Here is a 14,130-nt window from a genome sequence, read left to right on the forward strand (position 1 = left end):
CGCCGCGCAGCGCGACATTCACTGCGACGCCGCGCGCTCCGGCCACACCGTCTTCGCCAGCAGCTCGTCGTTCCAGTCGTAGGAAAGCGCACCCGACTCGGCGGCCTTGTCGTCGAGCAGCAGACTGACGAAGTTCAGCACGTTGCGCGCGTACATCTCGCTGGCGTGCACCGCGCCCTGGCTGGCGAGGTTGAGCGGCCCGGCCACGGTGACGCCGTCGCTTTCGATGGTGTCGCCCGGTCGCGTCAGCTCGCAGTTGCCGCCGGTCTCGGCAGCGAGATCGACGATGACGCTGCCCGGCTTCATGCCGGCCACCATCGCCGCGGTGATGATCTTCGGTGCGGGACGCCCCGGCACCGCCGCAGTACAGACGATGACGTCGATCCCCTTGAGGTGTTCGCCGAGCCGGCGCTGCTGCTCGGCGCGTTCCTCTTCGGTCAGCTGCCGCGCATAGCCACCCTCGCCCGCCGCGCTGACGCCCAGGTCGAGGAAGCGGCCGCCGAGCGATTCGATCTGCTCACGTGTTTCCGGACGCACGTCGAACCCCTCGACCTGCGCACCGAGCCGCTTGGCCGTGGCGATCGCCTGCAGGCCCGCCACGCCGGCGCCGACGACCAGCACCTTCGACGGCCGGATCGTGCCGGCGGCGGTGGTCAGCATCGGGAAGAAACGCGGTGCCAGCGTCGCGGCGATCAGGACCGCCTTGTAGCCGGCCATGCCAGCCTGCGAACTAAGCACGTCCATCGCCTGCGCGCGCGTCGTGCGCGGAAGGCGCTCCAGCGGAAACGCGACCAGCCTGCGCGCGACGATCGCTTCGCCACGCGCCGCATCGGCTTGCGGAGCCAGCAGCCCCACCAATGCCGCACCTTCGCGGATCTGGCCCAGCGCGGCCGCATCCGGCGGTTGCACGCACAGCAGCAGGTCGGCGGCCGACAGCACGGACTGCGCGTCGTCGACTAGGGTCGCGCCGGCGTCGGTATAGGCCTCGTCGCTGAAAGAGGCGTGCCGTCCCGCGTCACGCTGCATGACGACGCGGGCACCGCGGGCGACCAGTTTCTTGCAGGTTTCCGGCGTCATCGCCACGCGACGCTCGCCCGGCGCGGTCTCGCGCGCCACTCCTACCGTGATGACTGCCGTCATGCTGAGCTCCGCGTCGGTTCACCGCATCCTAGCGAATGCGGTCGCGGCGCTCTAGGGCCGGTTACCGTGCAGGCCCTAGCAACGGCCGGCGACGCGTCCCAGGCGATGGCGAACCTGACGCATGGCTTCATCGAACGGCGTGCGCTCGGCCTCGACGCTCACCCGGCCCTGCGCCGCCAGCGCCGCCAGTTCTTCCGCCGATGCCACCAGCACGCGGATGCCGCGCCGGTTCACCAGCAGCATGCGCGAGGTGAGCGGGCTGACCCAGGCCACCTTGGCCGCGATCGCTTCGCCCTGCGCGTCGGTGATGCGCACCCATTCGCCCGGAAGCAGCCGGCGCATGCGCTCGGCCAGGGCAGGGTCGTGCGCGATCGTCGCGGTACCTCCAGCCAGCCACAGGCGGCGCTCTTCGCCCGCTTCGTCTTCGTGAGGGGTGTTTACCGGCATCAGCTGGTGCACGCGACGCGTCACGTCGGGCCAGGCCAGCGAATGCACCAGGCCGGCCAGGCCGTGCTCCGACGCACTGTCGTCGAGGCCGGAGCTGGCCAGGCATTGCACGATCGCCGACTGCAACGTCACCAGCCGGTCGGCAACCGCGCGGCCGCGGTTATCCGAGGCGAACTCGTCGACCACCACCAGCGCGTCGCCCAGCATCAGGGCTTCGGCATGACGCTCGGCGTCCTGCCCCTCGCGCAACAGCGTCTGCACCAGGTGGTGGCGCCACGGCGTCGACAGGAAATCGCCGACAGCCTGCGTCAGCGGCTGCGCCCGGAGGCGGTGATTGACGATCTCGTCGGCGCGCGCACGCGCATCGGACAGGCGTTCGCGTCCGAAGGCGGCCTTGGCAGCGCGCTCTTCCTGCAGTTCCACGCGGCGGCGCTGCTGCGTGAGCAACGCGTCCAGTTCGGTATGGGCCAGTTCGAAGATCGCCAGGTCTTCGTTGTAGTCCGCGACGATGCGCTGCGCGACCGCGGCGGCACGTTCCAGCAGCTCGCGGTCCTGCGGCGTCGCAGCCGAATTGCCTTCGCAGGCTTCGGTGATCGCATCGAGCAGGCGGCGCGCCGGATGTTCGCGCGACGCGAACAGCGAATGATCGGTCAGCGCGACCTTGACGTACGGCAGCACGAGGCGCGCGTACAGGCGGCGCGCACGGTCGAGCAGCGAGTGGGTGCGGAACAGCGATTCGAACAGCATCGCCACCAGGTCGATTGCGTCTTCCTCGGCGACGCTGAGGCGGGTCTGGTCGGGATTGATGCCCAGGCGCCGGGCGCCGTCGCTGAGATGGTCGCGGATCGCGTCGCCGAGCAGACCGCTACCGGCCAGCGCACGCGCGAACACGTCGGGCGGCTCCGACTGCAGCAGCGAAGCGACGCTGACCACTTCATCCACGCGCAGTTCGCGGCGCGGAGGCAGCGTGCGCTGCGGCGCATTCTCGGCGGTCAGCGGCTCGCCCTGGACCAGGCCTTCGCGCCAGACATGCAGCATGTCGCGCAGCTGGTTGAACTCGGCCAGGATCTGGGCGTCCGACGCTGCGGTCCTGTCCTCGGGAGCCGCCGGCGCGGGAGTCGCCGGGGCCTGCTTCGGCCGCGACGAGGTTTCGACCATGCCGTAACCCGCCGTCGCCAGCAGGGTGTTGACGCGGCCGTAGAGGTCGCCGAGGACGCGCGCCAGCTCCTGCTCGTACTGGCGGAACATCATCGGCCGCAACGACTCGCTCAACTCGGCGTCGCGGAAGGTCTCGATGAAGGCACCGGCGAGGCGGCTGGCGCCGATCGGGTTGGAGATGTGGGGCACGTCCAGCGCGTTGGCCAGGGCCTCCAGCCGCCCCTCCATCATTTCCAGGGGGCGCGAGTAGCGCTGGTCGATCGCCTCGGCCAGGCGCTGGCCCGACAGGTGGAACTCCAGCTGGTTCTCGGCGACCAGCCCCATCGGCAGATCGCCGCGGTGGCGGATGCGCAGCGCCCGGAAATCGTCGAAGCCCTGGGCCACCTGCTGGCGGAAACGCATGACATAGGTGGCGCTGTGCTGGCGGAGGGTCAACAATGACGCCAGCTCGGTCCGGCGCGCGCCAGGAGTACCGGCCCGGATCGCCGACTCGTTGAGCGCATGCTCGATGGGGGTGTACAGGCCGCTGGGGATCGAGCCCAGCTGCTCCACAGCAAGACGCTTCATCTCCTCAAGCACGCGCAACGGTTCAGTGCGCGTGGCGTGAATGACGCCGAGCGGTTGGCCTGACACTGTCAATGTCCCCATGAGTGACGCGCTTGAGCGCTTTTCGACTGCGTCTGCAGCATAGTGGCAAGATAGGTCAGGTTTGGTACGCACAAGATCAGATCTGTGACGAGTATCACCCAAAAAATTTGAAGCCACCTGACTCCGTGAACGAAGCCCTTTCTTACCTCGACGCCCGCCGCTCGATCCCCCCGAAACAGCTCGGCGAACCCGGCCCCGACGACGCCACCCTGATGCGCATGCTGCGCTCGGCGGTACGCGTGCCCGACCATGGCAAGCGCGTGCCGTTCCGTTTCCTGCGCTTCAGCGGCCAAGCCCGACACGAGTTCGGCGAGCGCCTGGCGGCCCGCGCCCTTCAGCGCGACCCCAACGCCAGCGAGGCGGTGATCGAGAAGGACCGCATGCGCTTCTCGCACGCACCATTGGTAGTGGCGGTCATTGCCAAGCTCGGCCCCGACGAGAAGATCCCCGAGTCCGAGCGCTTCTCCAGCGCGTCCTGCGTGTGCTTCGCGCTGCTTCAGGCCGCGCAGGCGATGGGCTTCGGTGCGATCTGGCTGACCGGCTGGCTCGCCTACGACCCGGAAGTGGCCGGCTGGATGGGACTGCAGGAGCACGAGCGCGTCGTCGGCTTCGTCCATATCGGAACGCCAAAGCTGGACGCCCCGGAGCGCGAACGACCCGACCCGGCAGACCTGCTGAGCGAATGGTCGCCCGCATGAGCGACGGCAACGCCCCCGTGACGCGTCCGACCGCCACGCTGTATGTGGTCGACGCCAGCATGTACGTATTCCGCGCCTGGCACTCGATGCCCAACGAGTTCCACGACGTGGAAGGCTGGCCGACCAACGCCGTGCACGGCTTCGCGCGTTTCCTGCTGGAACTGCTCGACCGCGCCCGGCCGCAGCACATCGCCATCGCCTTCGACGAGGCGCTCGACAGTTGCTTCCGCAACGAGATCTATCCGGCGTACAAGGCCAACCGCGAATCGGCGCCGGAGGAACTCAGGCGCCAGTTCACGCATTGCCGCGCGCTGTGCGTCGCATTGGGCCTGAGCGTGCTGGCCGACAGCCAGTACGAAGCCGACGACCTGATCGGCAGCGCCGTCCATGCCCTGCGGCCGCACGGCTTCCGCTCGGTGATCGTCTCGGCCGACAAGGATCTCTCGCAGTTGCTGGGCGAGCATGACGAACAATGGGATTACGCCCGCGCACAGCGCTGGGGCGCGGCCGGCGTGCCCGAGCGCCACGGCGTCCACGCGCACCAGATCGCCGACTACCTGGCGCTGACCGGGGACGCGATCGACAACATCCCGGGCGTGCCCGGCATCGGCGCCAAGACCGCTGCCGCCCTGCTCGCCCATTTCGGCACGCTGGACGCGCTGCTGCAGCGGGTCGAGGAAGTGCCGTTCCTGCGCCTGCGCGGCGCCGCCAGCACCGCAGCCAAGCTGCGCCAGCACCGCGAGCAGGCCCTGTTGTGCCGGCGCCTGACGACGATCGCGCTGGATGCGCCGCTGGCCAATGCCGAGAACCGCTTCGTCCGCGGCAACGCCGACGGTGCGGGACTGCAGGCACTGTGCGAATCGCTGCGTTTCGGTCCGATGACGCGGCGCCGCCTGCTCGAGGCGGGCGGCATCGCCCTGCCCGGCTGATGTACCCGCGGCTTCGCCTGTTTACTTCGCGACGTCATCGTTCCGGCGTAGCATCGGGAAAACACCGGATTCCGGAAACACGATGAACCACGACGCCCACGAACCGATGGAAACGCTCTACGACGGCCCCTGGCTGCGCATGGTTCGCCGCGGGCGCTGGGAGTACGTGGAGCGCACCCACGGCGACGGCATGGCGGTGATCATCATCGCCGTCACTCCGGACGACAAAGTCGTGTTCGTCGAGCAGCACCGCATTCCGCTGGGCGCGCGCACCATCGAAATGCCAGCCGGCCTGGTCGGCGACGACCACGCCAGCGACACGCTGGAGGCTGCCGCGCAGCGTGAGCTGATCGAGGAAACCGGCTGGTCGGCGGCCCGCGTCGAAGTACTGCTGATCGGCCCCACCTCCGCCGGCATGAGCAACGAGCGCATCGCGTTCGTGCGTGCCCGCGACCTCACCCGGGTCGGCCAGGGCGGCGGCGTCGACAACGAGGACATCACCGTCCACGAAGTCGCGCGCGAACAGGCCCCGGCCTGGCTGATGCAGAAGCAGCGCGAAGGCTTCGAACTCGACCTGAAGCTTTGGGCGGGCCTGTGGATGATCGAGCACAACCCGGACGGGTCGAAGGCGGACTGACCCCACCTTGTCCGGCTGCGCCATGCGCAGCACGTTGGAACGGGCATCGCCCGATGAAGTGAACCTGCCCGGACATGCATGCCAGGCCGCGCTTCCTGCTCGCCATCGACAGCGGAACCACCAGCACGCGCGCCATCGTATTCGACGCGCTCGGGCAGGTCGTGGCAGCCGCGCAACGCGAGATCCAGCAGTATTTCCCCCATGACGGCTGGGTCGAACAGGACGGCGACGAGATCTGGGCGAGCACGATCGACGTGTGCCGGGAAGCGATCGCGACTGCCGGCATCGATGCCGAAGACGTCCTGGCCATCGGCATCACCAATCAGCGCGAGACCACGCTGCTCTGGGATGCCGGCACCGGGCGGCTGCTTCACCGCGCGATCGTCTGGCAGGACCGCCGCACGGCCGATGACTGCACGCGGCTGAAATCGGAAGGCCACGAAGCCGCGGTCATCGACAAGACCGGATTGCTGCTCGACCCCTACTTCTCGGCCACCAAGCTGCACTGGCTGCTCGAGAACGTGCCCGGTGCTCGACAACGCGCGAAAGAAGGCGGCCTCCGCTTCGGCACCATCGACACGTTCCTGCTCTGGCGACTGACGGGCGGCAAGGTGCACCGCACCGATGCGACCAACGCATCGAGGACATTGCTCTTCAACATCCACACGCAGCAATGGGATCCGGACCTGCTCGCGTTGCTGGACATCCCGGCATCGCTGTTGCCGGAGGTGCTCGATTGCGCCGCGGAGTTCGGCGTCAGCGAACCGGGACTGCTGGGCGCCGCGATACCGATCACCGGCATGGCCGGCGACCAGCAGGCCGCGATGATCGGACAGGCCTGTTTTCATCCAGGCATGGCCAAAAGCACCTACGGCACGGGCTGCTTCGTCATGATGAACACCGGCACGAGTCCGGTGCGGTCGCGCAATCGTCTGATCACCACAGTCGGTTACCGCCTCGACGGCCGCACCACCTACGCGCTGGAAGGCAGCATCTTCGTCGCAGGCGCCGCCATACAGTGGCTTCGCGACGGCCTGAAACTGATCCATCACGCCGGTGAAACCGAAGCGCTCGCGGGCCAGGCCGGCGAAACCTGCGGCGTGTACCTCGTCCCCGCCTTCACCGGCCTCGGCGCGCCCTACTGGGACCCGAAGGCACGCGGCGCGATCTTCGGGTTGACCCGCGAAACCGGCATTGCCGAAATCGTGGCGGCGGGGCTTCAATCGGCGTGTTTCCAGACACGCGACCTGCTCGAGGCGATGAACGCCGACGGCACCAGCCCCATCACGACCCTGCGGATCGACGGCGGCATGGTCAACAACAACTGGATGGCGCAGGCACTCGCCAACGTGCTGGGCGTGACCGTCGAGCGCCCCCGCATCACCGAAACCACCGCTCTCGGTGCGGCCTACCTGGCGGGGCTGAAGCAGGGCCTGTTCCGCAGCCTCGACGACATCGCAGTGCTATGGCGATGCGAGCGCGCGTTCGCACCGCAGATGGATCCCGAAAGGCAGGCGCAGTTGTATCGCGGCTGGCTGGACGCGGTGAACCGAGTCCGCAACCAGACGTAACCAGCCACACCGCAGCGACAAGCGAACACGAAGGAAGCTACGGGCCGGCTGGTGGCTGCGCACTCGGGGCTGCAGAGCATGCCCACCACGCAGCCTTGAACTGCATCACCAACGCTTCCAGTCCGACGCCGCCAGGTTCGCTTCCGCCCACGCGATCGCCGCCGTCACGGTGTCCGGACTGCCGACTGCTACGAGCCTGCGCTGCGTGTGGAACTCGTAGTCGGATATCACCGGATTGACGTCGTCGCGGTTGATGGCCGTGATCAATGTCAGGTCGTACTTCGCGCCGATGCGATGGCTGGCCTCGACCTTCGCACCTTCATGCGAATAGATCGCAACGCAGGTTGCCGTCCGCGGGGACTGCAGGGCATCACTCCTGTCGCACAGCATGATCAGTCGCGCGGGCTCGGCGATGTAGTAGTTGGTCAACACCGGCCACGCCCGCGTGTCATGGGTAGGACCCGATGCGGACGATCCCTGCATCGGCAGGAAAACCAGGCCATCGGCAGGCTGCGTATCCACACTGTAGTACGCGTACCGGAAGATGCTGTTGTCGAGATAGATGACGGGGAGTTCGGACAAGCCTTTGACGATATCCTCCGCCGGGCTGCCAGGCTCCTTGCGTATCGACATATCCAGCACCATCAACTCTTTCGGCGCGGTCAGACCATCGCCCAGCGTCACGCCGAACTTCATGTCGTAAAGAAGGATCGCGCCTTCTCCGAGGCAACCGGGATGCACCGGCTCGTTGTAATTGCGCGGGTCGATTTCAAGCTGGATGCCGTAGGGCGCGCTCGCGCCCGGCACGATGCCATTCCAATCCGAAACCGAACGCAGGATCGAGGGATTTCCCCGGCAGTCGCCGCCCTGCGTCGGGTTGTAGGCGTCGCCCTTGCTGCTTCGAGTGGCCATCTGGAAGTCCGCACCGATGTTGTCGTGCGGAACCGCCAGCCGTCCCATCACCCACATGCTGGTGATGATCGGCGCGTAGTCGTTCATCCGGATCCGGATGACGCCGTTGTCGAACTCGCGCCCTGTCGGTACTGCGGGTGGCGGTGGCGTTGGAGCCGGAGGCGGAGCGGGCGGTGGCTGGCTCACCGGCGGTGGCGGTGCGGACGTCGTAACAGCCACGTTCTTCTGCGGCGCAGGCTTGCCCCGCCCGCCGCCGCCCCCGCCGCAACCAGAGGCAGCGACACAAACCATCGCCAGCGACAGCCACGAAGCGCCCGCCGCAGCACAGGTAGCCATGGCCACCCTCCGGTAAGTCAGCGAAAGATCCCTGCAGGGACCAACGCTGGCTCAACGTTCGGTCGGCCAGTGCGATTCCGAGCGGTTGTCCGGCGCCGTCGAACGGCAAATGAAGCGCAGCTTCATCACGCAGCTATCACGTCAAGAGCGGAGGCAGAGGCGGCCTTCGACCAACATTCCATTGTGGGACGGAGGACACACTGTGGGTGACGGGCACTGCATCGCCCGACGAAATGTCGCCAAAGCCCGCATCCGGCCATCGCCAGCAGAAAGGCCGGATGAGATCATTGCGCGCATGTGGGCCCGCTCCGGCTCGCGTCATCGCCCCGCGCCGCTCGCCAACCCATAACGAAGAATGAAACTCCCCCACTTCCTCACCAGTTACCTGAAGCAAAGCAAGGAATTACTCGAGGCGCACGACGAATCCCGCGCCATGTCGTTGGCGGTGGGCGGCGACTTCGAGGCGGTGGGCGTGCTGGAGTTCTGCCTGCTCAGGCAACTGGGCCTGGAGCCAGGCCACAACGTCATCGACGTAGGCTGCGGCAGTGGTCGTCTGGCCGTGCAGCTGAAGGATTACCTGACCGGCCCCTACGTCGGCATCGACGTGGTGCCCGAGCTCTACGAATACGCGCAACGGCTGTGCAACCGGGACGACTGGCGCTTCTACTCCGCACCGGGCACGTCCATTCCGGAGCCGGATGCCTCAGCGGATTTCGTCACCTTCTTCTCGGTGTTCACCCACCTGCAGCACGAAGAAACCTACCGCTACCTGCAGGAAGCCAAGCGGGTGCTGAAGCCGGGCGGCAAGATCGTGTTCTCGTTCCTGGAGTTCCGCCTGCCCTCGCACTGGTTCATCTTCGAGAACTCAGTGAAGGACGAACGCCAGGACAAGGTACTGAACCAGTTCATGGACCGGGACATGATCCATGCCTTCGCCAAACATCTCGACTTGAAGGTCGCCGAGATGCATGACGGACATCTGCCGCATATCCAGTTGGACAGGGTCGTGCGCTGGGACAATGGATCAGAGATGAACGGAAGTGGCTACCTCGGCCAATCAGTGGCAGTTCTAACGGTGTAGCCCACCCCGCGCTGGGGGCACGCAGCATCAAGCAAAAGGGCTGCTCGGGCAGCCCTTTTGCTTAATTAACCCACAGACTCCGTGTCATTACTCGGCGGAGCACACGGTGTCGACGATGCGCCTGCCCGGAGCCCCCACCAAGGCAATTCGATCTCGATTGGTCTGCACAAACGTCGTTCGCCGAAGAAGCGCAATCCCGCCCGGGAGCTCAGTCAAGTGATGCAGGGCTGCAACCGCCTCCGTAACACGGCCGGTGCTCATGCATAACCAAGCATGCTTGAACCAGACGTCAACTCGATTTGACCAAAGCACACAAAGCTTCAATCCCAGCTCGAATGCCTCCGTCAATTTTGAATCCGCTATCAATGCATCACGCTCTGCGAACGCATCCCTCAAAACCACCGTCTCGCCAGAGACCATCAGCCTCTTATCGACCATGTAATTCAAGGCAGTTCGGTGCAACAGCTGGGAACTGTCGGTCGCCAGCGCTTCCAACGTAGCCAGCAGGAGCCTGAACTCAAGCTCCAAATGTGGATACAAGGCAATGAAATCAGGTTCGCGAATCTGCTGAAGAAGGGTCGGATAGTACTGCTCGCCTCCCCACCGCCCTCCACCAAGGCGATATGTCGCGAGCGCCCCTCCCGTAGTCCGGCCAAGCGGGTCCCTGCTCAATGACATATGGATTCCGCACTCCGGTCTTTCCTGGAAAGACGGGGCCACCATTACACCTTTGCGGCGCATCAACTCATAGAGAACGAACTCATCGTTCTCCTTGGACAAATCCAAGTCCGAGATGTCGGCAATGGGGTAGTAGAGCTCGAAAGGACAAAAGTGCAGACCGGACAGCCTCGGTCGAGCAGAGGCGACATGTTCCTGACGCAACACATTACTGAATGGCAACGCACCATCAGCCATGTACTTGACGTGAACATCGAGGACATTGTCAAACACGAGCAAATCAATATCGCCGATGTAAATGTTCTTCGCTTCTAACGTCGGCGGCTCTACGAAACGAATCGTATTCGGGATAATCCTGTCAGACTCGCGAACCACTTCGGATTGCCGAACAACAAAACGTCCAGGGTAAACTCGGCCCAACTCTTGAAGCGCCACTGCTGAACGCTCGTAGAAGACATCAATATCATCTACGCAGATCTCAACAACGGATCCCGGATTGTTCCGCAGTGCGAAGTGGATGTAGGGAACAACGAAGCACGCGTAGCGGGAGTCCGCGTAGGCGAAGAACAACAGGTCCGGAACGCCACCCGACTCAACACACGATTTGAGAACGTCTGACACGCTACAAGCCCTCAAAGAAGTTCACGAACTCGCCAGCCGGCGCTCCATCGACGCACTCACGCTTCGAGTCAAGTAATGCCGCATTGGCGAGGTTAGAGCGCAGTTTCGACTCATCAATCAGACGGCCAATGGCACTCGCCCACTCCAATGGCTGATCTCCAGCCATCAAACAGTTCTTCCCGTCACGAGCCAGCCCCTCGAGCGCTGCGCTCCGTGAACAGACGATGGCGCTGCCCAGCGCTGCAACCTCGAGGAACGCTGTCCTTGCGACAGGATCATCCCCGCAAGGCAGTAAACAAATATCCCAATCCACACGTCGATGCAGCCAGTCGACAAAGCCCAGGTAATCACGACGTCTCGGCAACCCAACCCGAGCGCCAAACTCTACCGGGCCAGACTGGAACGCACCAATTACCTCAACTTGCACCTTGGCGCCGTGCTCCCTCTCGATTACCTGCAGGGCTGCCTTGAGCAACTGCATGCTCTGCGTGCCAAGCGTTCCGAGGAATCCGATCTTCAGCCGTCCATTTCCCGTCTTATCAGATACTTTCTTCGGCTGCTTGGAAGGAAACCATAGTTGCGGCGCCAAGCCGCATGGTCGGCGCTTCACCTGATCGCACCAAGCAAAAAGCGTTTCATCCGTCCCATCGCCAATCACCACGCAAGTGACATGGCGTCTAACGCGTTCCGGCACGTGCGCATTCGCAGGCGGCACGGCGACGTCGATGCACGAACCTGCGCCCGTCAGTGACGTCGTGACGTCAAGGACGACAGAAGCGCCCGCCTGGGCGGTACGTTGAACCCACCCCTCCAGCTCGGGCCCCATGTCATGTCGCGGCCACGACAACACAACTGCCTCACCCGGCTGTGCCTCAGGCAGCGCGTCACGAACTACATTTACCCTCCACCGCCGCATCACCTCGGGGCTCATTAGAGGGAGCAGCGTGGTGGCCTCGGAGCGAACGCTGATCGAACCGTCCGGATTGATGGCAGGGAGGACATGGACCGTCCGCCTCGGCTTCACCTTGTTGCGCATACGATGCTCAGCGACAGCAGAGGCGAACACGGCCAGCTCGCTCATGGCGGCACGGTGAATCGAGTACTCGGACGCCTTCGCCATGGCAGCTACCTTCAAGCTTGCAAGGCGCGGCGGATTGCCCACTACCGCTTCTATCTGCTTGGCGCACTCGTTCTCATCGAACGGATCCACCACGATTGCATTGACACCGTCCACGGCATACTCGTCGGCTCCGCCATGACACGGAACTACCGAAACCGCGCCACACGCCATGGCCTCCAGCGCGGTGCGTCCGAAGGCTTGATAGTCGGACAGGTCAATGAACACATCTGAAGCGGAAAGCACACTTGCCACTTCCTCACGCTTGAGCGTTCCGTGGTTCGTGAATGCGAAATCCGCCTCAAGCCCCCCCCAGTGCGACGAATCCGACTCACAGCCAAAGACGTTCACCGAGACGCCGTGGCCAAACTGCGCCACCAGGCGCTTGAGCACGCGCATGGTGCGAGCAGCCCCCCGCCTTGGAGTCTGAGGTCGGATCATCGCGGATACGCGGACCGAGCTCCTCCCCGAAACGCCACGCGGAACCGGCTTGTACACTGCGTGGTCGATGCTCGGCAGCACTTTATTGACTTTCACCCCATGATGGTTCTCAACCTGCTCGCAGATCCAATGGGTCTTGGCAAAGAGCAGCCCGGAAGGCAACGCGGTGTAGGAAGCCCGCGCGGCATGCCAATGATCCGTCGCAGGCTCGAAGAACAGGGGTTCGTAATCCTGCACGTAGTACGCAGGAAGCACCCAGGGGCGCGTTGAGCACAAATCGCGCACCTTCGTCACTGAAGTGAAGATGGTCGCAACCAGGATGTCCGCGTCGTCCGCCAAGGCGGGCAGGGATGCCTCGTCAAAACCGACGAAGCACTGCTCCGCATCCTCCAGTTCCGCGTACTGAGCCAGGAAGCTGCCGACCAGGGTCGCGCGAACTGCGACCTTGGCATTCACGCCAAGCCGCCGGAGCCCGGCCACCTCCTGCACGACCGAATGAGCACCACCACTCCCCCCCTTGACCGGTAGCAGGAAGACAATGCGAAGTGAAAGCGGATCGACCGGAGCCACTTCGTGGCGAGCAAGCCTGTGTCGGATGCGTTGCCTGATGCGCTCAAGGGGCACCTTGCACCGTGTATCGGCCACCAGAGCGGCGACACGCTGGGCCGTGTGCTTCCTGGCCAGCGCCTCCGCCCCCCGCTTGGACAGCGCTCGCCTGCGCTCATGCCCGAAGCTCTTGGACTTAGCGTGGTACACGTACGAGTCGACCGCGATCGCAAGCTCGTAGCCAGCATCAGCAGCGCGAATGCAGTAGTCGTTTTCCTCGCCATACCCTTCAGGGAACGCTTGTTCGTCCATGACCCCAATTGCTTCAACGACCTCCCTCTTGATCAGGAAACAGAAGCCATTGATGAAATTGACCCGAGGATAGTTTCTGTCAGCGACCTCGGCCACGATCCTGGCCATGCCGTCGGGCGTCACCCCATCGATCAGTTCATTGATCGCGAACGCACCCGTGTAGTCGAAAAGCTCGGGCACGCTTTGCCAGGTAGCCGCGTTGGAAAGCGCGCCCACGATGCCAATGCGCTCGCTGCTGCGCGCGCACCTGATGAGACCGGCCAGCCAACCCGGAGTGACTATGGTGTCGCTATTGAGCGTGATGACATAGGCGCTGTCGGAGTGGCGCAAACCAGTATTGACCGCGCGGGTGTAGCCACGATTGACCTCATGCTCAACCAGCGCAATCACATCCTTATGTGCGTCGCGAAACTCCCGGAGCCACTTCGTGGTTTCCGCCCCTGAACCGTCATTGACGACTATGACGCGTGTCCGATAGCCATCGCCGTGACGCACCAATGCATCGAGGCAGAGCGCCAGATCGTCCAGCGCGTTGTATACAGGCACTACGATGTCGACGTCGCGCGCGAACGCCTCCGCGCCACGTGGCTGCACACTCCTTCCTTCGTGGCATCCGTGCTTTACATAGTGAAGCAGGGGATTCACCCCATCCTTCGCTACGTCAGGATAGGCAGACAGGTAATAGTTAGTCGAGAAGCCCGGCCCGGGATCACGCCCGAGGTCCGCACCAATGGACAGGTAATGTTCCAACGGCGACATCTGAAGCTCCGCAACTTCCGGATACTGCTCCAGATACCAGCGTTCGTCGAACAGACTCGAACCTGCCAGCGATTCGCGGTCCGCGACCGTCATGTGTGT

10 protein-coding genes are annotated in these 14,130 nt (G+C 64.5%); 5 read left to right on the forward strand and 5 right to left on the reverse strand.

All coding sequences use genetic code 11. The features are described 5' to 3' along the window. Positions 1–18: 18 nt before the first annotated feature. Together IU514_RS17415 and IU514_RS17420 are read right to left on the reverse strand one after the other, a co-directional pair. A complete protein-coding gene (locus tag IU514_RS17415; protein WP_194932416.1) occupies positions 19–1,140 on the reverse strand; it encodes an NAD(P) transhydrogenase subunit alpha in 1,122 nt (373 codons plus the stop codon). Between the two features lie 75 nt (positions 1,141–1,215). After that, positions 1,216–3,393 carry a DUF1631 family protein gene (locus IU514_RS17420; protein ID WP_228760829.1) on the reverse strand — a complete coding sequence of 726 codons (2,178 nt, stop codon included), beginning with the start codon at positions 3,391–3,393 and terminating at the stop codon, positions 1,216–1,218. Positions 3,394–3,518: 125 nt separating this feature from the next. On the opposite strand from IU514_RS17420, the gene IU514_RS17425 reads away from it, so the two are divergent. The 4 genes from IU514_RS17425 to glpK all read left to right on the forward strand — a co-directional run bounded on the left by IU514_RS17425 (position 3,519) and on the right by glpK (position 7,228). Continuing rightward, complete coding sequence (locus IU514_RS17425) at positions 3,519–4,091, forward strand: nitroreductase family protein (protein ID WP_324187862.1); 573 nt, start codon at positions 3,519–3,521, stop codon at positions 4,089–4,091. After that, a complete protein-coding gene (locus IU514_RS17430; protein WP_194932419.1) occupies positions 4,088–5,020 on the forward strand; it encodes a 5'-3' exonuclease in 933 nt (310 codons plus the stop codon). Before IU514_RS17425 ends, IU514_RS17430 begins: the two co-directional genes overlap by 4 nt. Before the next feature lie 82 nt (positions 5,021–5,102). Further along, a complete protein-coding gene (locus tag IU514_RS17435) occupies positions 5,103–5,657 on the forward strand; it encodes an NUDIX hydrolase (RefSeq protein WP_194932420.1) in 555 nt (184 codons plus the stop codon). Between the two features lie 74 nt (positions 5,658–5,731). Beyond that, the gene (gene glpK, locus IU514_RS17440; protein ID WP_194932421.1) at positions 5,732–7,228 is read left to right on the forward strand and encodes a glycerol kinase GlpK; all 1,497 of its coding nucleotides are present in this window, start codon (positions 5,732–5,734) and stop codon (positions 7,226–7,228) included. A 105-nt stretch (positions 7,229–7,333) separates the two neighbouring features. On the opposite strand, the gene IU514_RS17445 is transcribed toward glpK, so the two are convergent. Then, complete coding sequence (locus tag IU514_RS17445; protein WP_194932422.1) at positions 7,334–8,227, reverse strand: hypothetical protein; 894 nt, start codon at positions 8,225–8,227, stop codon at positions 7,334–7,336. Positions 8,228–8,831: 604 nt separating this feature from the next. Between IU514_RS17445 and IU514_RS17450 the strand changes: the two genes are divergently transcribed. Beyond that, entirely contained in the window at positions 8,832–9,557 is a 726-nt protein-coding gene (locus IU514_RS17450) for a class I SAM-dependent methyltransferase (protein WP_194932423.1), read from the forward strand. Positions 9,558–9,644: 87 nt separating this feature from the next. Here the strand turns inward: IU514_RS17450 and IU514_RS17455 are convergent, their stop codons facing one another. Next, positions 9,645–10,856 carry a hypothetical protein gene (locus IU514_RS17455; RefSeq protein WP_194932424.1) on the reverse strand — a complete coding sequence of 404 codons (1,212 nt, stop codon included), beginning with the start codon at positions 10,854–10,856 and terminating at the stop codon, positions 9,645–9,647. 1 nt (position 10,857) lies between these two features. After that, positions 10,858–14,124, reverse strand: a complete 3,267-nt coding sequence (locus tag IU514_RS17460; protein WP_194932425.1) for a glycosyltransferase — start codon at positions 14,122–14,124, stop codon at positions 10,858–10,860. Positions 14,125–14,130: the final 6 nt, after the last annotated feature.

This window comes from Lysobacter niastensis (assembly GCF_015453285.1).
In the GTDB taxonomy this organism is placed as follows: domain Bacteria; phylum Pseudomonadota; class Gammaproteobacteria; order Xanthomonadales; family Xanthomonadaceae; genus Lysobacter_J; species Lysobacter_J niastensis.

Excerpts from the sequence above, each read along its gene's own strand:
- IU514_RS17420 (WP_228760829.1), bottom strand. The coding sequence starts at position 3,393 with ATGGGGACATTGACAGTGTCAGGCCAACCGCTCGGCGTCATTCACGCC.
- IU514_RS17445 (WP_194932422.1), bottom strand. The coding sequence starts at position 8,227 with ATGAACGACTACGCGCCGATCATCACCAGCATGTGGGTGATGGGACGG.
- glpK (WP_194932421.1), top strand. The coding sequence starts at position 5,732 with ATGCATGCCAGGCCGCGCTTCCTGCTCGCCATCGACAGCGGAACCACC.
- IU514_RS17430 (WP_194932419.1), top strand. The coding sequence starts at position 4,088 with ATGAGCGACGGCAACGCCCCCGTGACGCGTCCGACCGCCACGCTGTAT.
- IU514_RS17450 (WP_194932423.1), top strand. The coding sequence starts at position 8,832 with ATGAAACTCCCCCACTTCCTCACCAGTTACCTGAAGCAAAGCAAGGAA.
- IU514_RS17435 (WP_194932420.1), top strand. The coding sequence starts at position 5,103 with ATGAACCACGACGCCCACGAACCGATGGAAACGCTCTACGACGGCCCC.
- IU514_RS17460 (WP_194932425.1), bottom strand. The coding sequence starts at position 14,124 with ATGACGGTCGCGGACCGCGAATCGCTGGCAGGTTCGAGTCTGTTCGAC.
- IU514_RS17415 (WP_194932416.1), bottom strand. The coding sequence starts at position 1,140 with ATGACGGCAGTCATCACGGTAGGAGTGGCGCGCGAGACCGCGCCGGGC.